The 23422-nt window shown below is 39.9% G+C and carries 22 protein-coding genes; 14 read left to right on the top strand and 8 right to left on the bottom strand.

The features are described from left to right. Nucleotides 1-82: 82 nt before the first annotated feature. Both sucC and sucD read left to right on the top strand, forming a co-directional pair. A complete protein-coding gene (gene sucC / locus AN391_RS14060) occupies nt 83-1249 on the top strand; it encodes an ADP-forming succinate--CoA ligase subunit beta (protein WP_004586679.1) in 1167 nt (388 codons plus the stop codon). Beyond that, on the top strand, nt 1249-2121 hold the full coding sequence (gene sucD / locus AN391_RS14055; RefSeq protein ID WP_004586678.1) for a succinate--CoA ligase subunit alpha: 873 nt from the start codon (nt 1249-1251) through the stop codon (nt 2119-2121). Before sucC ends, sucD begins: the two co-directional genes overlap by 1 nt. Before the next feature lie 63 nt (nt 2122-2184). Here the strand turns inward: sucD and AN391_RS14050 are convergent, their stop codons facing one another. Beyond that, a complete protein-coding gene (locus AN391_RS14050) occupies nt 2185-3255 on the bottom strand; it encodes a DUF3083 family protein (RefSeq protein ID WP_055015981.1) in 1071 nt (356 codons plus the stop codon). Between the two features lie 208 nt (nt 3256-3463). On the opposite strand from AN391_RS14050, the gene glnS reads away from it, so the two are divergent. Continuing rightward, nucleotides 3464-5128 (top strand): glutamine--tRNA ligase, encoded by a 1665-nt coding sequence (gene glnS / locus AN391_RS14045; RefSeq protein ID WP_055015980.1) that lies wholly within the window; start codon nt 3464-3466, stop codon nt 5126-5128. 131 nt (nt 5129-5259) lie between these two features. Here the strand turns inward: glnS and fur are convergent, their stop codons facing one another. The 5 genes from fur to AN391_RS14020 all read right to left on the bottom strand — a co-directional run bounded on the left by fur (nt 5260) and on the right by AN391_RS14020 (nt 7799). After that, nucleotides 5260-5703 carry a ferric iron uptake transcriptional regulator gene (fur, locus tag AN391_RS14040; RefSeq protein WP_055015979.1) on the bottom strand — a complete coding sequence of 148 codons (444 nt, stop codon included), beginning with the start codon at nt 5701-5703 and terminating at the stop codon, nt 5260-5262. Between the two features lie 188 nt (nt 5704-5891). Continuing rightward, the gene (gene fldA, locus AN391_RS14035; protein WP_055015978.1) at nt 5892-6419 is read right to left on the bottom strand and encodes a flavodoxin FldA; all 528 of its coding nucleotides are present in this window, start codon (nt 6417-6419) and stop codon (nt 5892-5894) included. Between the two features lie 14 nt (nt 6420-6433). Continuing rightward, complete coding sequence (gene ybfE / locus AN391_RS14030) at nt 6434-6712, bottom strand: LexA regulated protein (RefSeq protein ID WP_004586673.1); 279 nt, start codon at nt 6710-6712, stop codon at nt 6434-6436. Nucleotides 6713-6714: 2 nt separating this feature from the next. Further along, nucleotides 6715-6936: a DUF2788 domain-containing protein gene (locus AN391_RS14025; RefSeq protein ID WP_004586672.1), complete on the bottom strand. Its 222-nt coding sequence runs from the start codon at nt 6934-6936 to the stop codon at nt 6715-6717. A 95-nt stretch (nt 6937-7031) separates the two neighbouring features. Continuing rightward, nucleotides 7032-7799 carry an alpha/beta fold hydrolase gene (locus tag AN391_RS14020; RefSeq protein ID WP_055015977.1) on the bottom strand — a complete coding sequence of 256 codons (768 nt, stop codon included), beginning with the start codon at nt 7797-7799 and terminating at the stop codon, nt 7032-7034. Between the two features lie 352 nt (nt 7800-8151). On the opposite strand from AN391_RS14020, the gene seqA reads away from it, so the two are divergent. The 7 genes from seqA (at nt 8152) to AN391_RS13985 (ending at nt 16064) form a co-directional block, all read left to right on the top strand. Continuing rightward, nucleotides 8152-8727, top strand: a complete 576-nt coding sequence (gene seqA / locus AN391_RS14015; protein WP_055015976.1) for a replication initiation negative regulator SeqA — start codon at nt 8152-8154, stop codon at nt 8725-8727. A gap of 10 nt (nt 8728-8737) precedes the next feature. Then, entirely contained in the window at nt 8738-10375 is a 1638-nt protein-coding gene (gene pgm / locus AN391_RS14010) for a phosphoglucomutase (alpha-D-glucose-1,6-bisphosphate-dependent) (protein WP_055015975.1), read from the top strand. 79 nt (nt 10376-10454) lie between these two features. Next, nucleotides 10455-11507, top strand: coding sequence for a succinylglutamate desuccinylase (gene astE, locus AN391_RS14005; protein WP_055015974.1), 1053 nt, complete (start codon nt 10455-10457; stop codon nt 11505-11507). Nucleotides 11508-11772: 265 nt separating this feature from the next. Next, entirely contained in the window at nt 11773-12987 is a 1215-nt protein-coding gene (locus tag AN391_RS14000) for a thiamine pyrophosphate-dependent dehydrogenase E1 component subunit alpha (protein WP_055015973.1), read from the top strand. Then, a complete protein-coding gene (locus AN391_RS13995; protein WP_055015972.1) occupies nt 12987-13964 on the top strand; it encodes an alpha-ketoacid dehydrogenase subunit beta in 978 nt (325 codons plus the stop codon). The genes AN391_RS14000 and AN391_RS13995 overlap by 1 nt, the downstream gene beginning before the upstream one ends. Nucleotides 13965-13972: 8 nt before the next feature. After that, nucleotides 13973-15559 (top strand): dihydrolipoyllysine-residue acetyltransferase, encoded by a 1587-nt coding sequence (locus tag AN391_RS13990; RefSeq protein ID WP_055015971.1) that lies wholly within the window; start codon nt 13973-13975, stop codon nt 15557-15559. Nucleotides 15560-15698: 139 nt separating this feature from the next. After that, nucleotides 15699-16064 carry a DUF805 domain-containing protein gene (locus AN391_RS13985; RefSeq protein ID WP_055015970.1) on the top strand — a complete coding sequence of 122 codons (366 nt, stop codon included), beginning with the start codon at nt 15699-15701 and terminating at the stop codon, nt 16062-16064. Nucleotides 16065-16132: 68 nt separating this feature from the next. Here AN391_RS13985 and AN391_RS13980 read toward each other — a convergent pair whose 3' ends face one another. Both AN391_RS13980 and AN391_RS13975 read right to left on the bottom strand, forming a co-directional pair. Beyond that, nucleotides 16133-17302 carry a putative manganese transporter gene (locus AN391_RS13980; protein ID WP_055015969.1) on the bottom strand — a complete coding sequence of 390 codons (1170 nt, stop codon included), beginning with the start codon at nt 17300-17302 and terminating at the stop codon, nt 16133-16135. 148 nt (nt 17303-17450) lie between these two features. Then, complete coding sequence (locus AN391_RS13975) at nt 17451-19076, bottom strand: M28 family metallopeptidase (protein ID WP_055015968.1); 1626 nt, start codon at nt 19074-19076, stop codon at nt 17451-17453. 113 nt (nt 19077-19189) lie between these two features. Between AN391_RS13975 and AN391_RS13970 the strand changes: the two genes are divergently transcribed. From AN391_RS13970 to AN391_RS13955, 4 genes are all read left to right on the top strand, one after another. Beyond that, nucleotides 19190-19999 carry a DUF3025 domain-containing protein gene (locus AN391_RS13970; RefSeq protein WP_055015967.1) on the top strand — a complete coding sequence of 270 codons (810 nt, stop codon included), beginning with the start codon at nt 19190-19192 and terminating at the stop codon, nt 19997-19999. Then, on the top strand, nt 19999-20787 hold the full coding sequence (locus AN391_RS13965) for an ABC transporter ATP-binding protein (protein WP_055015966.1): 789 nt from the start codon (nt 19999-20001) through the stop codon (nt 20785-20787). The genes AN391_RS13970 and AN391_RS13965 overlap by 1 nt, the downstream gene beginning before the upstream one ends. Then, on the top strand, nt 20780-21988 hold the full coding sequence (locus AN391_RS13960; protein WP_055015965.1) for an ABC transporter permease: 1209 nt from the start codon (nt 20780-20782) through the stop codon (nt 21986-21988). Before AN391_RS13965 ends, AN391_RS13960 begins: the two co-directional genes overlap by 8 nt. Before the next feature lie 139 nt (nt 21989-22127). Further along, the gene (locus AN391_RS13955; protein ID WP_152967904.1) at nt 22128-23408 is read left to right on the top strand and encodes a hypothetical protein; all 1281 of its coding nucleotides are present in this window, start codon (nt 22128-22130) and stop codon (nt 23406-23408) included. The last annotated feature ends 14 nt before the right edge of the window (nt 23409-23422 follow it).

The raw sequence follows: 23422 nt of genomic DNA, 5'->3' as shown, positions 1-23422 counted from the left end.
TATACTAGGTGCGCAATTTGGGATAGCTGTTTATTTGCATAAATATTCAGCTCTTTTAGTATAAAAAATTGGATAAAGCATCATGAATTTGCATGAGTATCAGGCAAAACAACTTTTTGCCGAATATGGTTTACCAGTTTCTCAGGGTTTCGCTTGCGATACACCTGAAGAAGCTGCAGCAGCTGCCGAAAAAATTGGCGGTGATATGTGGGTTGTTAAAACTCAGGTTCACGCAGGTGGCCGTGGTAAAGCTGGCGGTGTTAAGCTAGTTAAAACAATCGAAGAAGTAAAAGAATTCGCTGCTAACTGGTTAGGTAAAAACTTAGTTACTTACCAAACAGACGAAAATGGTCAGCCTGTTGCTAAAATTTTAGTAGAAAGCTGTACAGATATCGCTAACGAATTGTACTTAGGTGCAGTTGTTGACCGTGCTTCTCGCAAAGTTGTTTTCATGGCGTCTACTGAAGGCGGTGTTGAAATTGAAACGGTTGCTGAAGAAACTCCAGAGCTTATCCACAAAGCAGAGATCGATCCATTAGTGGGTCCTCAAGCTTACCAAGCACGTGAGTTAGGTTTTAAACTGGGTCTTAACCCTACACAAATGAAGCAGTTCGTTAAGATCTTTATGGGTCTTGGCAACATGTTCAATGATTTTGATTTCGCACTTCTTGAAATCAACCCGTTAGTAATCACAGACGAAGGTAACCTTCACTGTCTTGACGGCAAAATCGGTATCGATGGAAATGCACTTTACCGTCAACCAAAAATCCGTGAAATGCACGATCCATCTCAAGAAGATGCTCGTGAAGCACACGCAGCAAGCTTCGAGCTTAACTACGTAGCACTAGACGGTAACGTAGGTTGTATGGTTAACGGTGCTGGCCTAGCGATGGGTACTATGGACATCGTAAACCTACACGGCGGCAAGCCAGCTAACTTCCTAGATGTTGGTGGCGGCGCAACTAAAGAGCGTGTTTCTGAAGCATTCAAAATCATCCTTTCTGACGATAACGTAAAAGCTGTTTTAGTTAACATCTTTGGTGGTATCGTACGTTGTGACATGATTGCTGAAGGTATCATTGGCGCAGTTAAAGAAGTAGGTGTAAACGTGCCTGTAGTTGTACGTTTAGAAGGTACTAACGCTGAACTAGGTCGTGACGTTCTTAAGAACTCAGGCCTTGATATCATCGCTGCTGAATCACTAACAGACGCTGCTGAGAAAGTTGTAGCTGCTGCGGAGGGCAAATAATGTCTGTATTAATCAATAAAGATACAAAAGTTATCTGTCAAGGTTTCACTGGTGGACAAGGTACTTTCCACTCTGAGCAAGCGCTTGAGTACGGTACACAAATGGTTGGTGGTGTAAGCCCAGGTAAAGGCGGTCAAACGCACCTTGGTCTTCCAGTATTCAACACAGTACGCGATGCAGTTAAAGAAACAGGCGCAACAGCGTCAGTGATCTACGTACCAGCACCGTTCTGTAAAGATGCAATCTTAGAAGCTATCGATGCGGGCATCGAGCTAATTGTTTGTATCACTGAAGGTATCCCAACACTCGACATGGTTGACGTTAAAGTTAAGCTTGATAACTCGGGTGTTCGTATGATCGGTCCTAACTGTCCAGGAGTTATCACTCCGGGCGAGACTAAAATTGGTATCATGCCTGGTCACATCCACAAACCTGGTAAAGTAGGTATTGTTTCTCGCTCTGGTACTTTAACGTACGAAGCAGTTAAACAAACTACAGACGCTGGTTTTGGTCAGTCTACGTGTGTTGGTATTGGTGGTGACCCAATCCCAGGTACTAACTTTATCGACGTGCTAGAAATGTTCGAAAAAGATCCACAAACTGAAGCAATCGTAATGATTGGTGAAATCGGTGGTACTGCAGAAGAAGAAGCTGCAGAGTACATTAAAGCTAACGTAACTAAGCCTGTTGTTTCTTACATTGCGGGTGTAACTGCACCTGAAGGTAAGCGTATGGGTCACGCTGGCGCAATCATCGCAGGCGGTAAAGGTACTGCTGATGAAAAATTTGCTGCACTAGAAGCTGCTGGCGTACAAACTGTACGTTCACTTGCTGATATTGGTAAAGCACTTAAAGAGAAAACAGGCTGGTAATCAGTTTGCTTAATCTTTAAAAAAGGCTCGCGAATGCGAGCCTTTTTGTTATTAGTTTAAAAATTAATACGGGTAACTAATGTGTTGAAAAAATCGTACTGATAAATCTTGCCGTTCTTTATTTATTGCCAATTCTGAGCACATAGCGTGTATTGTTTTCTCTACTTGATTCATAAAGCGGCCATATCCCATTTCATGTTTATCTTTATGAGTGGCAACAATCACAAAATGTAGAGACTCGACTAACTTTTCAGCATTGAAAAAAATATGTATTTGCGTGGCTGTACCATTTACATCAAAACTTATTTTTTGTAATTCTGCATTCCCATCATTTTTATCTATTTGGCTATTTCGCACTATTGGCCTTGCACCATTGGCAACCATAGCACCGTGAGTTAAAGCGTATCGCTCACAGCAGTCTTTAAAAGATGTGGCAAAGTAATTGTAAAAATCAGTGTAGTTATTTTTATTTATTAAGCTTTGAAACTGCGTTTTAATGCCCCGAGAAACCTGTACAGAAAATGTTGCATAGGTCATTTCTGCATGCTCTGCGGGTATTTTACATTGGCGAGCTAAATAGCGAGGATACAGGCTTCTTAGCTTGTAGCCGTAACTTTGGTTGCAGCCTTTGTTCTTAGCAAACAAGTCATAGGTTAAATGTTGATGATCGCGAAGTTTAAACTGAGGTTGTTCAATAAATAATTGGGATTGTAAATTATCTAACACTTTTTGCACTTTGCTGTGAAACTGTGCCGAGCTTGCACGTAAATCATCACCAGTTGCTAAAAATAACAAGCGAATTTTTTTACTTTTACAAGTAGGGGTGTAGTGTAGTTTATGCGCTTCGTGGTAACGCGGGTTGTAAAAAAACAACATTTGCTTTGCTGTTTCTAATTGATACGACTCATCATGAAATCTCACAACGGGTAATTTGTCGTTAGCGAGTAGGTGTACATTATGCAGCTCGTATTCATCACAACTTGCGAATAGTTGTTTAGCAATACGGTTATAGCAACTATCAATGTTTGTAAAGCTAGTATAAAAGTCATCAGAGGGGGTAATTTCAGCGAGTAAATAGTGATTAGCGCGCGCATTTGTTGGAATATAAACTCTGTGTTGTGTAGAACTGGCCATTTTAGAATCCTTTTATGGTGCTTAAGTTTAGGTACTATAAATGGCTTTCATGACTCAAATATTGCGCTAAAACAAATTTAAATAATAAACTAATGCAGCATTGCCATAATAACTAGAATAAAGGCGCATCTAGTGCTGTATGTTAGTGTTTGTTTTTGTAATAATGCATTAGTTTTGTTATCACGAATATTCAGAGGATCGCACTCCTATGGCGGAAATTGAGAATCGCCCAAGTAACTTTATAAGAACTCGAATTGATGAAGATTTAGCAAGTGGCAAACATGCAACTACGCATACACGTTTTCCACCTGAACCAAATGGCTTTTTACATATTGGCCATGCAAAATCAATTTGTTTGAATTTTGGCATTGCAAAAGATTACGATGGTTTATGTAACCTACGCTTTGATGATACAAATCCAGAAAAAGAAGATATTAACTACGTTAATTCAATCAAAGAAGACGTACAGTGGTTAGGCTTTAATTGGAGTGGCGAGATAAAATACTCGTCAAACTATTTTGATACTCTATACGGCTATGCAGTTGAGCTTATTGAAAAAGGCTTAGCGTATGTGTGTTTTTTAACTGCCGATCAAGCACGTGAGTATCGCGGTACGTTGAAAGAGCCAGGTAAAAACAGCCCATACAGAGACACTTCAGTAGAAGAAAACCTGGCATTATTTGAAAAAATGCGTGCGGGTGAATTCAAAGAAGGCGAGTGTGTCCTGCGCGCTAAGATTGATATGGCAAGCTCATTTATGGTGCTTCGCGATCCAATTATTTATCGCGTTCGTTTTGCTCACCACCATCAAACAGGTGACAAGTGGTGCATATACCCAATGTATGACTTTACGCACTGTATTTCTGATGCACTTGAGGGCATAACCCATTCATTGTGTACGCTTGAGTTTCAAGATAACCGCCGTTTATACGATTGGGTACTTGATAACATCAGCCTTGAATGCCACCCACAACAAATTGAGTTTTCGCGCTTAAATCTTGAATACACAATTATGTCTAAGCGTAAGCTAAACGATTTAGTTGTGAATAACTATGTAGAAGGGTGGGATGACCCACGTATGCCAACGATTGCTGGTTTACGTCGTCGTGGTTATACACCGGCTTCTATTCGTGAGTTTTGCTTACGTATAGGTGTGACTAAGCAAGAAAACATGGTTGAAATGGGCATGCTTGAAGCATGTATCCGTGAAGACTTAAATGAAAACGCACCACGGGCAATGGCAGTACTCGATCCCGTTAAAGTGGTAATAGAAAACTTTGACGCTGATAAAGTAGAAACATTGTCGGTAGCTAACCACCCTAATAAAGAAGAAATGGGTCGTCGTGAAGTACCGTTTACTCGTGAGCTTTACATCGAGCGTGAAGATTTCCGCGAAGAAGCAAATAATAAATTTAAACGCTTAGTACTCGATAAAGAAGTACGCTTACGTGGTGCTTATGTAATTAAAGCTCAGCGTGTAGAAAAAGACGAAAGTGGTGAAATTACCACTATTTACTGTACTTACGACAGCGAAACTTTAGGTAAAAACCCAAGTGATGGCCGAAAAGTAAAAGGGGTTATTCATTGGGTTTCAGCGCCTGAATCGGTTAATGCAGAAGTTAGATTGTATGACCGTTTATTTAATGTGCCAAACCCAGCTGCGGCTGAAGAGTTCGAATCAACATTAAACCCTGATTCGTTAGTTGTACTTGAAAATGCAAAACTAGAAGCGTCGCTTGCTAAAGCCGAACCAGCACAAGGTTTTCAGTTTGAGCGTACCGGCTATTTCTCACGTGATACTAAGTCAGAACATTTAGTATTCAACCAAACGGTTGGCCTTAGAGATTCTTGGGCTAAAATCGAGAAGCAGTAACGCTTTAAAATACCAATTTGCATAATATATCATTATTGCAAATTGGTATTTAACATAGTTTAAATGCTTAATTTAGAACATAAAAAAAACCTGCAATTGCAGGTTTTTTTATAATTCATTAAGCGTTGTTGTTAGCTATTTGAATCGCTAAATGCTTTGCACGCTACTTTATCCTGACACTCACCGTATAGGTATAAAGAGTGGTTCGTCAACGTGATGCCGTTTTCTTCGGCTATTTCTAACTGACGACGCTCAATTAAGTCATCTTCAAATTCAACAACCTTACCACACTTCAAACACACAAGGTGGTCGTGGTGAGTGCTGCCAGAAAGTTCGAATACTGATTTTCCGCCTTCAAAATGGTGACGGCTTACAATACCTGCGTCGTCAAATTGGTTTAGTACGCGGTAAACAGTCGCAAGACCAATTTCTTCACCTAAATCTAATAGAATTTTGTATACATCTTCAGCGCTGATGTGTTGGTTATCTGGAGATTGTAAAATTTCTAAGATTTTAATACGCGGTAAAGTTACTTTTAGACCGGCTTTTTTAAGTTCCAAGTTATGATCAGTCATTAAATCTGTCTCAAATTTGTTTGGTTATACTAGACATCTCTTACAGATGCACACGACACATTAGCAATAACAAGGATAACGCGCCTAAGCACTGAGTGCAAAGAACAATTGATCAATTTTGCTATTAAATCTAAAGTCGCTAACTGTTTGATAAATATTTAAACAGTTAGCGATAAAAAGGGGGGAGGTTAGTCTGCTAGTTCGCTTAAGCACATTTCGTCATACACTTGCGCGCACCATGCTTTAACACGTTGCTCTGTCAGTTCTGGTTGGCGGTCTTCATCAATGCCTAAACCTACAAAATGGGTGTCATCGGCCATGCCTTTAGATGCTTCGAAATCGTATCCTTCAGTTGACCAATGTCCAACAACAATAGCGCCACGCTCGGTGACGATATCGTTAATCATTCCCATAGCATCTAAGAAGTATTCAGCGTAGTCTTCTTGGTCGCCACAGCCAAAAATAGCCACTAGCTTACCTTCAAAGTCTATCTCTTCAAGTTCAGGGAAAAAATCATCCCAATCACATTGTGCTTCACCGTAGTACCAAGTAGGAATACCAAATAAGATTAAATCGAACTCTGCAATCTCTTCTTTAGAGCTTTTTGCAATGTCGTGAACAGCCACTAGCTTTTTACCCAATTCTTTTTGGATCATTTTTGCTACGTGCTCTGTATTACCTGTGTCACTTCCGAAAAAAATGCCTACACTTGCCATGGACTTCAAACCTTTTATCTATCAATAGCCAATCTTTCTTGTAAAATTGTTTCAATCAGCGCACTACGGCTAATATTTTGTGCATCCGCCATATCACTCAGTGCCTGATATAACTGTGATGAAACTTTAAATTCTACACGCTTTAAACCACGTGCTTTATCTCGTTTTATTTGATTACGTTTATTAACCTTTAACTGCATATCCCTTGGTAAAGGGTTTGTTTTCGGCCTACCAGGGCGCTTTTCGTATTCAAATAAATCGGGAGTTGTTCTATCTGTTTCTGACTTCGCCATGCCTAACCTACACCTGCACCTTGCCAAAAAACTTGTATAAGCCCTTTCGCAATAAAGCCAGAACAACCTAAAAAGAGGACGCCCCATACAATGTAGCGACCAAACTTAGGTACATTACCACTATTAAGTACGTCTTTAATTGCCAAGCCGATGAATACAAAAATACCGGCTAAGCCAAAGTACAATCCTAGGGTATCAAATTCGTTAATAAACTGACTGACCATCAACGTATAACCTTTAAATTAAACGGCGCGTACTATAGCATATAAATATGCATTAATTTAGTGCGGATAACCAAAAACACATGATTAAAATTGCATTAAAGCCCTGTTAAAAAGTCATTTATTGCTTTATTAACCGCAACAGGTTTTTGTGCATGAAGCCAATGTCCTGCACCGTGTATAATTTTTGCTCGAGTATTTTTAAAGCGCTTTGTTATTTCATCGCGGTATTCTGGCAGTATATAATCAGAGTCATTCCCTTTGATAAATAAAGTATCGCACAAACAAGAATTGTTTTCATTAACATTGGCGGTGATTGTCGAATATTTTTTATCAAGTACATCTAAATTAAAACGCCAGCGGTACTCACCATCTTCGTTTTTAACCAAGCTTTTTAACAAAAACTGCCTAACACCTAGCTCATTAATGTACTCGCTCATAATTGCATCGGCTTGTTTTCTATCAGTAATATGACTGGTTGCTACGTCTTTAAGTGCGCTAATAATTTGTGTGTGGCGGGCAGGGTAACTCACAGGGGCTATATCAAGTACCACCAGTTTATTTACTTTTTGGCTATGCATAAGCGCCACTTCCATTGCCACTTTACCGCCCATTGAGTGGCCAATCAGGTGCGCATTATTAATATTTAATGCGTTCATCAGCTCAACAATATCCGCCGCCATTGCAGGGTAGTTCATTTCTTCACTATGCGGTGACGCGCCATGGTTACGTAAGTCCACATTAGTTACCCTAAAGTGCTCGCTTAATGGTTTTGCAATCACATTTAGGTTTTCTAAAGACCCAAATAAACCATGAATAATCACTACATCAGGGCCTTCACCATATTGTTTATAGTTTAAAAGCATGACCGTCTCCTCAAATTTTGGCTTAGTTTGCCGAGCATTGCTTTAAAAAGCAAAAAATATAGCGGCTAACTTTGCTGTACGCGTTTTTAAACGACAGAAAGTTTATTTTTACGCCACTTTTGCTATTTAGAGATATCAGTCCAAAGCGGTTTATAAATAAACAAAGTAAACACTTTAAATTTTTAGTGACTGACTATTTACTACATTGGGTTTATGAAAAAATAAACAACACACTTTAATTTTCGCGCTTAACGGATATATTTATGCGAGTGCTTGTTGTAACTCGCATTTATATTTGGTTTGGGTATAATCACGGGGAAAGAAAAATGTGGCCCGTAATGACAGGAACAACATGAAACAAATCGACATAGACGACGAGTTATATCAGTATATTGCTAGTAATACACAAAGTATTGGCGAAAGCGCATCCACTATTTTACGTCGTTTATTAAATCTAAACGGCACTGACAACACGACCGTTGCTAACAACAATCAAAACAACCAAACAACGACTCAAGCCCCACTTGATGACACGCCAGCTAACGACGACAGCCAAGAGCAAGAGGTTGTCACACCCGTGAAGCAAACAAACGCTAATGTATTTAATATCTTAAATAAAGAAGAACTAGCAATGCAAAAAGGGGTTGTCGGTAGGTTTTTATTTATTTTAAGTGCTTTTTATAGAACACATAAAAAAGAATTTAGTGCTGTGCTTGATATAAAAGGGCGTGACCGCGTTTACTTTGCCACCAGCAAAGAAGACTTAATTAATAGTGGCAGTAGTATGAATCCTAAAAATATTACTGACAGTGAGTACTGGGTTATGACGAATTCAAATACAACACGTAAAAAAATGATGCTACACGAGGTTGCACTGTGCTTAGGTTATTCAGCAGAGCAAGCAGAAGAAATTCGCGATTACTTGTAAGGAAATAAACATGGCTATTCATTCAGGTGCTGGGAAATCTGCGCCACAATCATCTTTAGTTAACGTACCAAAATTGGTATCGGCTTATTACTTAAATGAGCCAGATTTAGAACAAAACCCAGCGCATTGTGTTGCTTTTGGTACGTCGGGTCACCGTGGTTGCTCTTACGATGTTAAGTTTAACGAATCTCATATTTTAGCCATTACACAAGCTATTTGTGACTACAGAAAGCAAAATGATATTTTTGGTCCGCTTTTTTTAGGTAAAGATACACATGCGTTAAGTGAAGCTGCTTTTAACTCTGCCATAGAAGTATTAGTCGCTAATGAGGTGCAAGTAATCACCCAGCAAAATCATGATTACACTCCGACCCCTGTTATTAGCCATGCGATTGTTTGCCATAACAAATTAAACCCTAACGAATTAGCCGATGGTATTGTGGTAACGCCTTCACATAACCCGCCTGAAGACGGTGGCTTTAAATACAATCCACCAAACGGCGGCCCAGCTGATACCGATGTAACTAAATGGATTGAAGATAGAGCAAATCAATTGCTATTAGAAGATTTAGTCGAAGTTGAGCTATTTCCATTTGCTAAAGCATCTCGCTCTGGCTTTATTAAATACGAAGACTTAATGACGCCATACATTAACGACTTAGAAAATATTGTTAATTTGAAAGCTGTTAGCGATGCGGATATTAAAGTGGGTATTGACCCGCTTGGTGGCTCTGGTATTAACTTTTGGCCGCTAATAGCGCAAAAATATAATTTAGATTTAACCGTAGTAAACGACAGTGTTGATCCGCGTTTTGCATTTATGCCCCTTGATAAAGACGGCAAAATCCGTATGGATTGTTCATCACCGTATTCAATGGCAAATTTAATTAAGTTAAAAGACGACTTTGATATTGCCATAGGCAATGACCCAGATTATGACCGCCACGGTATTGTTACGCCAGATGGATTAATGAACCCTAATCATTTTTTAGCTGTAGCGATTGATTATTTATTAAAGCACCGCGACTGGGACAGCAGTGTAGAAATTGGTAAAACGCTGGTTTCTAGCTCTATGATTGACCGTGTTGTTGCTCGCAATGAGCGCAAAGTTAAAGAAGTACCGGTTGGCTTTAAGTGGTTTGTAGATGGCTTGAATAAAGGCAAACTTGCTTTTGGTGGCGAAGAAAGTGCTGGCGCTGCATTTTTGCGTTTCGATGGTAGCGTGTGGTGTACCGACAAAGACGGCTTTATTATGGGTTTACTTGCAGCTGAAATACTAGCTGTGACGGGTAAAACACCATCAGCGCTTTATAAAGAGTTAGAGCAAGAATTTGGCTCTCCGCTATACAAGCGTTTAGATGCCCCTGCTAGCAGTGAACAAAAGTCACGCTTAAAAGCGCTTAGTGCAAGTGATGTAAAAGCGGATACGCTGGCTGGCGAACCTATTTTACAAAAACTGACACATGCTCCAGGTAATGATGCAGCGATCGGCGGCTTAAAAGTAGTGACTGAAAATGGCTGGTTTGCAGCTCGCCCTTCAGGAACCGAAGATATTTATAAAATATACCTTGAGTCGTTCAAAGGTGAAGAACACTTGGCGCTACTGGAAAAAGAAGCTAAACAATTAGTTGATTCTGTGATCAGCTAAAACAAGTAAAACTAGTTTAAAACGGCTGATTTATTCAGCCGTTTTTGTTTGTATCTCTCACATTAGAAAAGGGCTTATCATGTTAGCCAAACCAGATTATTTAAATGATTTAAAAAATACCGGTGATTTTTTAACGCTTAGTCGTAATAATGAATGGCATTTAGAGCCAAGTGAATTTACGTTAGAGAATGGCACAGGCGTTACTGTTCACGATACAGGTGTTATTGAGTTTCAACCAAAGGTTACAACGACAAAAGATATAGTACTGTCAAGTGCGGTACATGGTAACGAAACCGCACCCATAGAAATATGTGACGATTTAATAAAAACAATAATAAAAGGTGAGCTTGAATTAAATCAGCGTGTGCTCTTTATTTTTGGTAATCCAAAATCAATAAATATTGGCCTGCGTTTTGTAGAAGAAAACTTAAATCGTTTGTTTAACGGGCACCACACTGTTGAAGGTGTGCCAATGAATGACGAGCGCAAACGTGCGGCAAAACTAGAACAATATGTAACTGACTTCTTTTCACGTGGTCAGCAAGGCAGTGCACGATACCACTATGATTTGCATACTGCTATTCGTGGCTCAAAAAATGAGAAATTTGCTGTGTATCCATATCTTCATGGTAAACCATGGAAAAAATCGCAGTTACAATTTTTACTTAGCTGCGGCGTTAATACCGTATTGATGATGAAATCGCCTGCAACCACATTTAGTTATTATTCTTCGTATGTGCACGGCGCAGATTCATTTACGGTTGAATTAGGTCAAGTTAAACCGTTTGGTGAAAACGACATGGCTCGCTTTGCAAAAACCAAGCAAACACTAACTGCATTAATTAGTCAAAAAGAGGTGCAATACCCGCATTTTAATGCAAGTGACTTTGAGTTGTTTGCTGTGCATCGTACCATTAATAGAACCCAGGAAGATTTTAGCTTTCCTTTTTCAGACGATGCAGAAAATTTCACTGGGTTTGCTAAAGGTGAGTTGCTAGCAACAGACGGCGATACTCCTTATTATGCCGATGTTGAAGGGGAAGCGATTATCTTTCCAAATGCAAACGTTGCGCTCGGGCAAAGGGCATTGCTTACCGTTACTCCTATGCAAGTAGATAGTAATTTCGTCTAATAAAACTCATCAGACCACTTTTCTTATATGTTTAACTGTATGTTTTTATTGGTTTAATAAATGCGTACAGTTAACTTTCCAGCTTTTTAATCGTATTTTACTTTTGTTTCGTCTTACACGTGTTGAATAACAGCTTACGTTAACGTAAGGTGGTGGCAGCTTTAATTAAATACAGCGCAGATGCTGCAAAGTTTATTCGCAAGCCTCACCCATAACAAAAACTTAAAAGGGGTGCTGTATCACAGACAACAAGAGAAGGTAGGTTATGAGTAATCCAAATAACGTATCGCTGAATATTAACCACGACCTCGAGTTTATAGACGGTCATGCGCTAACTATTCCAACCCTTAGTATTTTAACTGAGGACGGCGACATTCATCCTAGTGCTACCGCACCGACTATTTCTAAACACACAGCACTTAAACTTTATGAAACAATGCGTTTTATTCGCTTACTTGATGAGCGTATGCAAGGCGCGCAGCGCCAAGGCCGCGTGAGTTTTTACATGCAGTGTTTAGGCGAAGAGGCTGCTGTTACAGCGTCTGCTGCTGCACTTGACCAAAACGACATGATTATGGCGCAATACCGCGAACAAGCAGCTTTGCATTACCGCGGGTTTACGCTTGATCAATTTATGAATCAGATGTTTTCTAATGAATTAGATTTAGGAAAAGGGCGCCAAATGCCGATTCATTATGGTTCAAAAGAATTAAATTATATGACCATATCATCGCCTCTCGGTACGCAAATCCCTCAAGCGACAGGGTATGCCTATGGTCAAAAAGTAAAACACATTGATGCAAAAACCGGCGAGCTTGCAAGCACCATAGATAATGTAACGATATGTTACTTTGGTGAAGGCGCTGCCTCTGAAGGTGACTTTCATGCGGGGTTAAATATGGCTGCGGTGCACAAAGCCCCTGTGATATTTTTTGCACGAAATAATGGTTATGCTATTTCAACGCCTGCTGATGAGCAATTTAAAGGTGATGGCATAGCCTCTCGAGGCGTGGGCTATGGTATTAAAACCATACGTGTTGACGGTTCAGATGCATTAGCTGTGTTTGCAGCAACACAAAAGGCTCGCGACATTGCAGCAACGCAAGGTGAGCCGGTATTAATTGAGTCAATAGCGTATAGATTGGGTGCTCATTCTACCTCAGATGATCCAAGTGGTTACCGCTCAAAAGATGAAGAAGCTACACATAAAGTTTGCCCAATAGATAAATTTAAAAAATGGTTAATTAAACAAGATTGGTTAAATGAAGAGGACGATGCTAAGGCCAAAGAGGTTATTCGAGAAGATATTTTAGCCGCCCTAAAACGTGCTGAAAAAGTGCAAAAGCCAGCACTTGAAGAGCTTATATCAGATGTTTACGATACGCCAATTCCTTCGATTACTCGCCAATATAATGATTTAAAAGCACATATAAAGCAACACCCAGACGCGTACCCAGTCACTGCAGGGAGAATTAAGTAATGGCTAAAATGAACATGCTACACGCAATTAACTCTGCACTTGATATCACTATGAATGAGCACCCTCAGGCGTGTATTTTTGGTGAAGATGTTGGCTATTTTGGGGGGGTTTTTAGAGCGACCTCAGGTTTGCAAGAAAAGTACGGTAAACACCGCGTATTTAACACCCCGCTTACAGAGCAAGGTATTTTAGGTTTTGCCAATGGCTTAGCCGCGTTTGGCGCGCCTGCACTTGCCGAAATACAGTTTGCTGATTATATTTTCCCGGCATTTGACCAAATAGTGAATGAGTCTGCCAAATTTAGATACCGTAGTGGTAATGAATTTAATGTGGGCAATTTAACGATTCGCACACCGTATGGTGGCGGTATAGCGGGGGGCTTATATCACTCACAATCACCAGAGGCCTACTTTGCCCATACGCCAGGGCTAAAAATAGTGGTACCGCGTAACCCTTACCAAGCAAAAGGGTTACTACGCGCTTGCATTAAAGACGATAACCCCGTTATTTTCTTCGAGCCTAAACGCTTATATCGCGCTTCTACCGGCGAAGTACCAGAGGATGATTACAGCATTGAGCTTGGTAAAGCCGAAGTAGTACAAGCAGGCACAGATATCACCGTGCTTGCGTGGGGTGCGCAAATGGAAATTGTTGAAAACGCAGCAAAACAAGCCAATGAACAAGGTATTAGTTGTGAGGTGATTGACCTTAGAAGCATATTACCGTGGGATGTTGAGACAATTGCGAAGTCGGTCACTAAAACAGGGCGTTTAGTGATAAGCCACGAAGCGCCTATTACCAATGGTTTTGGCGCCGAAATTGCGGCGACTATTCAGCAAGAATGCTTTTTACACCTAGAGTCACCCATTATGCGGGTTTGTGGTTTAGATACACCTTATCCACTTGCGCTTGAAAAAGAATATGTACCTGATGCGCTAAAAGTAATGGCCGCAATTAAACAATCAATGGATTTTTAGGGGATACCATGGCTAAAGATTTTATATTACCCGATATTGGTGAAGGCATTGTTGAGTGCGAAGTGGTTGAGTGGCTAATACAAGAGGGTGACACAGTAAAAGAAGATCAACCCATTTGTGATGTAATGACAGACAAAGCACTCGTACAAATACCGGCTGTGCACGATGGCGTAATCACTAAACTGTATTATCAAAAAGGGGAAATAGCGCAGGTTCATGCCCCCTTGTTTGCTATGGATGTAGCTGGCGAAAGCCAAAGCGAGGAAACTCCCACAGATGAAGTAAAAAATACACAAAGTGATACCTCATCCTCAGCACAATTAGAAGATTTTATCCTACCGGATATTGGTGAAGGCATTGTTGAGTGTGAAATTGTCGATTGGCTGGTAGCTGAAGGCGATGAAATACAAGAAGATCAGGCTGTGTGTGATGTTATGACCGATAAAGCGCTGGTACAAATTCCTGCTAAATATACAGGTACAGTGAAAAAGCTTTACTATCAAAAAGGTGAAATTGCTCAAGTACACAGCCCGCTATTTCAAATGAGCATAGCTGGCAGTTCAGCAAAACCAAATGTTGATGTAAACGAAGCCGTTGTAAAAGCTCAAAGCAAAGCGGCAGATAAAGCTGTGGCAAAGCCACAAACAGCAGCAAATAAAATTGTTAATAAAAAAGCGGTTGCCTCACCTGCTGTAAGGCGAAAAGCACGCGAGTTAGATGTTGATTTAACATGCGTGCCGGGCAGCGGAAAAAATGGCCGTATTTATAAACAAGACATAGAAGAATTTATTAAAGGTGAGGTCCCTAACACAATAGATACATCAGCACTTAGCGGCGCTAGTTCTAAAAATAGTGTGACACAAAGCACAGAACCAAAAACACAAAGCGGGGGTATGCGTACAGAGCCAATTAAAGGCATTAAAGCGGCTATGGCAAAGCAAATGATGGCCTCGGTCTCTACAATCCCGCATTTTACTTTTAGTGACGAGATAGACTTAACGCAATTAATTGCCCTGCGAGCCAGCTTAAAAGAGAAGTATAAAGCGCAAGGCATAAAGCTCACTATGATGCCATTTTTTATCAAAGCGTTATCGCTTGCGATGAAAGAGTACCCATTGCTTAATTCTAAAGTAAATGATGACTGCACTGAGCTTACCTACTATGACGAACACAATATTGGGGTAGCGGTGGACTCCAAGGTGGGTTTATTAGTCCCTAACATTAAATCGTGCCAATCTAAGAGTATTGTTGACGTTGCAAACAGCCTAACTCGCTTAACTGATGCTGCACGCGAAGGGCGCGTATCTCCCGATGACCTAAAAGGGGGCACCATTAGCATTTCAAATATTGGTGCAATTGGTGGCACTATTGCGACCCCAATCATTAACAAGCCCGAGGTTGCAATTGTTGCCCTAGGAAAGTTACAACACTTACCGCGTTTTGATGAAAGCGGCGAAGTTGTAAGCAGAGCGATTATGCAAGTAAGTTGGTCGGGCGATCACCGTGTTATTGATGGCGGTACAATTGCGCGCTTCAATAATTTGTGGAAGTCGTATTTAGAAAACCCATCAGTGATGATGATGGCAATGAGCTAAAATTAGCCTTGTAAAAAATCAGCAATTTGCTGGTTTTTTTGTTTTAAAACGCCGTGTTTTTAATTAAGATACAAATGTTACTCAAAAGTAATAACTAAAACCCGCTAGGGAATATAAAAACTAACACTAAGGAATTGTAATGGAACATTATATGAACGCACTGCGTAGCTACGCAGATTTTTCAGGACGTAATCGTCGCAAAGCTTACTGGATGTTTGTATTGTTTAATACTATCTTTTCAATCATCTGCAATGTGATTGATAGCGCACTAGGTACTATGTTTATTGGCTCTATTTATAGTTTAGCGCTATTAATACCAGGTTTGAGCGCTGGCGCACGCCGTTTACACGATACTGGCCGTTCTGGCTGGTGGCAGCTACTTTGGTTAGTGCCAATTATTGGTTGGATTGTCTTAATTGTGTTCCTTGCGCAAGACTCACATGAAGGTGAGAATGATTTTGGTCCAAATCCTAAAGAGTTATCGGCTGAACCTGCTTCGGTATAAATAACACGCGAGTATTAAAAAAGCTCAGCAATTGCTGAGCTTTTTTGTACTTATGATTTTTAAAACTGTTAACTTAAAAAGTAGAGTCCGTAACCAACAACTAAAGCAGGTATAGAGGTATACAAGGTAGCAATTACAGCCGCTTTTGGTGCCATTGCAATTGCCGGAAATAGTGCATCGCCATCGTTTGAAATTGCATTAGCAGCTAATGCACTAAAAGGAATAATGCCTTGTATATAAAGTGTGGTTACGATTATTTGTGGCCCACAGCCAGGTAAAAAACCAATGATGACTGCAATCAATGGTGCTAAATAGGCGTAGTGCATAAACCACGTTTTTAAATCAAGGCCTACCACACTGACTAATATTTCAAACAGCATGAACGAAGCAACCACCCACGCAGTAACAAAATGCGTATCTTGAAGTACTTTTATAAGCTTTGAAGGCGGATTACATTCATCCTCCTCTGAGGTGATCTCTTTATAGGTTTCACCTTTAGAAGAGTAGGCCCAAATAACAACCGTAAACAGGGCCATTGCTGCACCAAATAAGCTAATTCCGGTGCTGGTATACTGACCAAATTGGCTAAAATCAACATTAAATGCAATTAAAAGCGCAATGATTAAACTTGGAATAATGGCAAACATCCACACAGGTTTGCTAATTTTTATTATTTTTGTGGGCAAAACTTTAACTTGGTGTTTTTGCTCTTGTGCGCTTGGGCGTAAAAAATCAGGTTTGTGAATTGCATTAACTATTAATCCACACAGTGTGCCTACCACTAAACCTATAGCCATTATTGTTAAGCCTTCAGTAGGGCGCGTAGCAAGCAGTAAAAAAGCAGCATCGCCCATTGTGGCGGTAAGTACAGCAACAATAGCCCCAAAGCTTGCTTGGCCTTTAGTGTATTGAGTAACCACAATAATTGCACCACCACAGCCGGGTAAAGCGCCAAGGACGGATGCAAACAGCACTTCAAGCGACTTAGATTTAGCGCTTAAGTAGCTCATTTCTAACTGAGGGATATGTTCTATTGCGTAGTAGTAAATAAGTAACGTAGCCGCTACAAATACACTAACCTGAAAAAACGCATCACTGAGAGCAGTAATGGTTATTTCGCGAAGACTAGGAACAGCTAAACATACCAATAAAAAAAGTGGTAGGAGTAAGCGTTTATTTTGGCTAACAAACCGTTTGGAAGCTGGCGTAATAAATCCTATTTGAGAGAGTAAAATCATAAGTGTGCCCCAGTTTTAGTTTAACTAGGACACACTGTATAATTTTTGCAAATGATAATCAATATCATTTGTATCTATTTAAATCGATAGCTCAGTTTGAGTTTTTCGATGGTAAATAACCTACGCTCAGGCGCTCAGGCGAATTACATTATTTGCGTTGAAACTCTGAGTTTTCGTACCATGCTGGCCATTGTGCTTGCTCAGAAATATCAAAGCCTACTTTATAAAACAATTGTAAGTCTTGCACCGCACCCGATAAATCCCACTCATCGCGGTATCTGTCACAGGGTTGATGGTAGCAACCACGTAGCACTAAGCTCATACGTTTACGATAATTTGCTGTATCCTCATCAGCGGCAACAGTTCCGCCGCCTGCATACATAGCCGGAATGCCCATGTTTGCAAATGCAAAGTGATCAGAGCGGTAATAACCACCTGATGATGGTTTAGGGTCGCCCGCTATTGTTCTACCTTGCTCTTTTACGGCTTTTGCTAGTAGGTCGTCCATTTGCGACTTTCCTAAACCTACTACGTTCATGTCTTTTACTTTACCTAATAAGTTTAGGCTATCCATGTTTATATTGGCGACAGTTTTATCAGCCGCAATAACTGGGTTTGCAGCGTAGTATTTAGATCCAAGTAAGCCTTGCTCTTCAGCCGTAACAGCTAAAAATGTCATTGAGCGAGTAGGGTGCTTTGGCAGCTTAGTAAATGCCTCTGCAACCTCAATTAGCCCCGCAGTGCCTGTGGCGTTATCGTGTGCCCCATTATAAATTTGGTCGCCCTTACGGGTTGTATCTGTACCTAAGTGATCCCAATGCGCTGAATAAATAACATGTTCATCCGCTTTTTCGCTACCCGGCAACGTGGCAATAAAGTTATACGACACCGATTTTTTAATTGTATTTTTAACATTAACCGATGCAGTTAAATCGCCCATGTCAACGTTATACGCACCTTTAGCTGCATTGGCTTTTGCAGTCTCAAAATCAAGACCCGCTTTAGCAAATAACTCTTTAGCTACATCAGTGGTCACCCAGCCTTCAACCGCAACGCGGTCCATATTGTTGTTCTCTTTTTGAAAACCAAACTGCTCACCGCTCCATGAGTTTTCAACAACTGACCACGGGTATGACGCAGGGGCGGTTTCGTGAATGATAATAGCACCGGCTGCACCTTGACGACTCGCTTCTTCATATTTATAAGTCCAACGGCCGTAGTAGGTCATTGCATCGCCGGTAAATAACGCAGGATCTTTTGTAGCAAAACCCGGATCGTTAACAAGCATTACAACAGTTTTGCCTTTTACGTCTAGGCCTTCGTAATCGTTCCAGTTATATTCAGGGGCATTTACACCGTAACCAACAAATACAAGCTCTGAATTTTCTATGCCTTCTTGTTCACTGATACGGCTACTGCCCATAACCATATCTTTTTTATATTGATAGTCTTTACCACCAATACTTAATACCATATTTGAATCAGCTTCTAACGAAACAAGCGGTACTTCTTGTAAAAAGCTATCACCATTACCGGGTTCAAACCCTAATGCTTTAAATTGCGTAGTTAGGTAATCAAGCGTTAACTTTTCCCCTTCAGATGAAGGCGCTCGGCCGCCAAATTCGTCAGAAGCTAATACCTTAATGTGTTTAGCAAGCTCATTGGCTTTAATACTGTTGTAACCATTTGTTACATCGGTAGGTGTAATACTTGTTGTTGCACAGCCAGCTAATACAGCGCCGGCAATCAGTGTGAGAGAAAAATAACGTTTCATAGTCGCTCTATTCTTGTTCTAAGATCTGATTAGTATATTAACTTCTATTAATTAGAACCAGTTTTTGCGGTAAACTGCCCGCAAATTAACAGCATAAATTGTTAAAGGTATAAATGAAGCGCTTTACTCCGCCCGAGCAATGGCAAGTTAGTAGTTTAAAAAGCGGTGCGTTTGAGCACTTACGAACACTGTTCAATATTGATAAGCAAACAGATTGGCCAAGCCCTGATTGGTTTTCACCTTATTTAACTGCCATTAACGCCAATAATATTCCAATTGTATTTGAAGATGATGCCAAAGTAGATTTTGCTGAGCGTTATTATGAACAAGTCATTTTTGAAACTGGCGTTGTACCAACACGCGCAGAAAATTGGCACGACCTATTTGGTGGCTTTATTTGGTGTTTGTTTCCAAAAACGAAGGCGCTTATTAATCATCGCCACGTACAAGAAATAGCGCAGCATGGCTTAAAGCAACGTACTAAACATCGTAATGCACTCACATTATTTGATGAGTGCGGCGTGGTGCTTGCTATTAGTGATACTAAGTGGCAAACACTTTTAACAGACCACCAATGGAAAACTGCATTTATAACTCACCGAGAAGAGTGGGGCAAAACAATACAACCTTTTATGTTTGGCCACGCTAATTATGAAATGATGACAAAGCCATATATTGGTTTAACGGGTAAAGCGTTATTTGTAAGTGTACCGGATGAAATATTTTGTAAAGATTTAGTTACTCAATATCAGTACCTAGACCAAGTACTTTATGAGAAGATAAAAATAGAGCATTGCTTAGCCGATAACAAACAGCTTTCTCCATTGCCATTATTAGGTGTACCAGGATGGCATGACGCAAATGTGAATGAATCGTTCTATGATAATACCGATTACTTTAGAGCTAAACGAAGGATACGATAATGATAGAAGTCGCAGGGCTTAAAAAAAAGTTTAAGTTAACCAAGGATCATAAAAAAAATAAAGTTGATGATATAGACCCGCGTGAAGATAAAGATTTTTTTCATTCTGTAAGAGATGTCAGCTTTCAATGTGCAAAAGGTGAAGTGTTAGGGTTACTTGGCCCTAATGGCGCGGGTAAAACTACTACATTGCGTATGCTCTCAACTGCACTTAAGCCCGATGAAGGCACAATAACTATTGCCGGTAACGACATAATTAAAAAGCCGTTAGTAGGGCGCAAGTCTATTGGTTTTTTATCCGGTTCAACTGGTTTGTATGGTCGCCTGACCGTTAAAGAAAATATTGAATACTTTGCAAAGCTTCATCGCATGAACAAAGAGCAAATAGCGGCTCGTTGTGAAGAGCTTTTTACTTTGCTCGACATGCATAAATTTATTGATAAACGTGCAGAAAACTTATCTACCGGCATGAAGCAAAAAGCTAATATTGCCCGTGCTGTGGTACATCACCCAGAAGTGGTGGTACTCGATGAGCCAACAACAGGCCTTGATATCATGACCACGCAAACAGTGATCAACTTTATAAAAGGCTTAAAGGCGCAAGGCACGCCTGTTATTTTTTCAACGCACCATTTAGGTGAAGTGGCCCTTTTATGTGACCGTGTTGCGGTAATTAATGAAGGAATTAGCTGCTTTGATGGCACGCTTGCTGAATTCAAACAGGCAGGTAATAGTGAAGAGCTAAACCAAGCGTTTATGAACATATTAACGGAGAAACACGATGTTTGAAGTTTTTAAAAAGGAACTAACAGAACTCCTACGAGATAAAAAAACCTTGTTGTTTGTAGTCGCTCTACCCGTTGCGGTGTTTCCCTTATTATTTGCCGTTATGGCGTTTATTAGCTCTCAAGCGGCACTCGATGCTGAACAAAAGGTACATACCTACGCCATTATTAATGGCGACTACGCGCCAGAGTTTACCGAAAAAGTGTTTTATCATAAAAGCTTTGAACTTTATAAAGGTGCTAAAACCTTTAATAGCATTGAAGAGCTTAAAGAAGGGGTAATCGCAGGTGATATAGACATGGGTATATATTTACCCACTAACGCTAAACAAGCCTTAAATGATGCCCAGCAAAGTAAGTGGGAAGTGGTATTTAATGATGCTAAATCTATCAACTTTTTATTTCAGCGTGTAAAAGAGCTCGCCAAAGAGTATAGCGATGCATTACAAACAGAAAAATTAATAAGTTTTGGTATTGAAAAAGAAGCTCATTTAGCACTTTTAACCCCTATTGAAGTAGTAAAGGTTGATACCGCCGATAAACGTGAAAACTTAGGTGAAAAACTAGGAGGCTTTTTGCCCTACCTACTTATTCCTATAGTTCTTATGGGCGCTACGTACCCAGCAATAGATTTAGGTGCAGGTGAAAAAGAGCGCGGTACATTAGAAACCTTATTGCTCACTCCTATTACTCGTACTGAGTTAGTACTTGGTAAATTTATAACGTTGTTAACGACTTCTATAGCGTCCACAACTATAACAGTACTCAGTATGGGCTGTTGGGTTGCAGTGGCATTAGCATTTGCAGATTTAGATGTGATTAAAACGGCTTTTAGTTCTTTAGCAGTAACAGATTTACTAATGATATTTGTATTGCTGCTACCTTTGGCTGCAATATTTTCATCATTAGCATTGGCTATATCTATCTATGCACGTACGTTTAAAGAAGCTCAAAATTATATGGCACCGCTTAGTATGGGTGTGTTCTTTCCTATTATAATTTCAATATTACCTAATATGGAGCTTACAGCCAAAACAGCATTTATACCTGTCACTAACGTAGCACTGGCTATAAAAGAAATAGTAAAAGGCACCGTTGATTACACTTTTGTAGGGCTAATATTTTTAGCTACCGCACTCATTGCAGGTGCGCTACTGGCATTTTGTGTTAAATGGTTTAATAGAGAAGACGTTCTTTTTAGATAAAATTGTTAATTATAAAAAGCACCGCTGTAGTGGTGCTTTTTTGTTTCTAAGCTATTTGTTTCAAAGCAGTTTGTATTAAGTCATTAAATAGTTTAGATTTATGAGCTGAACTACGGATTAAAATAACAAGGATGGATTCTTGAAAATACCCCTTATTTACTTCTCTCTATTGAGCGTAAGCAGCGCTTTCAGCTTGTTAAGTTATACAACTCCGGCAAAAGCAATCCAATCGCCATCACCTGTAGGCACGTGGCAAAACACAGATGAAGACGGCGATGGTGTGGTTGACGAAAAGGACGATTATCCGTTTGATGCAAACTTAGCTAAAGCGAAGTACTATCAAGAAACGGAGTTAAACGACAATTTAGCCAAAGCAGAAAGCCTGACTTCAGAGATCCCATACTTTGTTTCAGGTGTAGTGCAGAATACAGCTGATTTAGACTTATTTAAATTCACAACAAATAAGGCTGAGCGCGTATCTGTTGTACTAAACACGACAAACACAATTTTTAGACCAAACATTTTTATACTCAATTCAGATGGTTCATCGGTAGAAAAAATTAAATCAAACTTTACTGCTATTGGAAATATTGGAGCGGCAGCTAATTTTACACTTCCTGCTGCAGATACTTATTACTTAGCTATTACGGATGATGATGCACGAGGAAATACGGATTTTTCATATAAAGCAAAACTCTTTTTTGATGTAGATATAGATTACATAGATGATTGTCTAGAGCCTGCTTTTGGTTTAATTGTGGACAATATAGACTCAGATAGAGATAGAATTTTTGACGGTACAGAATTTTATGTTTATTTAGATGGTAAAACATATTCACACGATGTTGACTCTGATGGTATTCCTAATTGGCTCGATGATGATAGTGATGCAGATGGCATACCGGATAAAGTCGAAGGCATTTCAGATCAAGATCAAGATGGTTTGGGTAATTTTGTAGACCTTGACTCAGACGGCAATGGAAATATAGATAAAAATGAAGTTAAAGATATCCTTACTTCTTTCCTTGCCGATACTGACGGAGACAGAGTACCAAATTATGCCGATGTTGATGACGATAACGACGGGTTACTTGATGAAAATGACTCTGAACCATTAAAAACAGTCGATTCAACTTTCCCTGGCGAAGCTGATTATAAAGAAATAAGTACTGTAGATTATATTTTTAAGGGCCAGTCGTATAATGGGCTTTTTGTAGAGAATGGGACGCACAAAGTAAAGGGTAAAGGGCTTGATACCGAGGGTATACTCGTATTCAAAAGGGCCAAAAACTTACCGCCAATAAATAAAAATGTATCATCAATGCAAAGTGTCCCCTTTGTACTGCCTGTTCTGGTCAACTCCAGCCGGACACTTTTCCTAAAGAATTTTCATACTCTACTGGTGACTGATCATTATTAGCTGAGTGCAGTCTT

The sequence above is a fragment of the Pseudoalteromonas sp. P1-13-1a genome (genome assembly GCF_001401875.1).
In the GTDB taxonomy this organism is placed as follows: Bacteria; Pseudomonadota; Gammaproteobacteria; order Enterobacterales; family Alteromonadaceae; genus Pseudoalteromonas.
The sequence above is the reverse complement of the archived record's forward strand: the minus strand, read 5'-3'. Positions and strand labels throughout refer to the sequence as shown.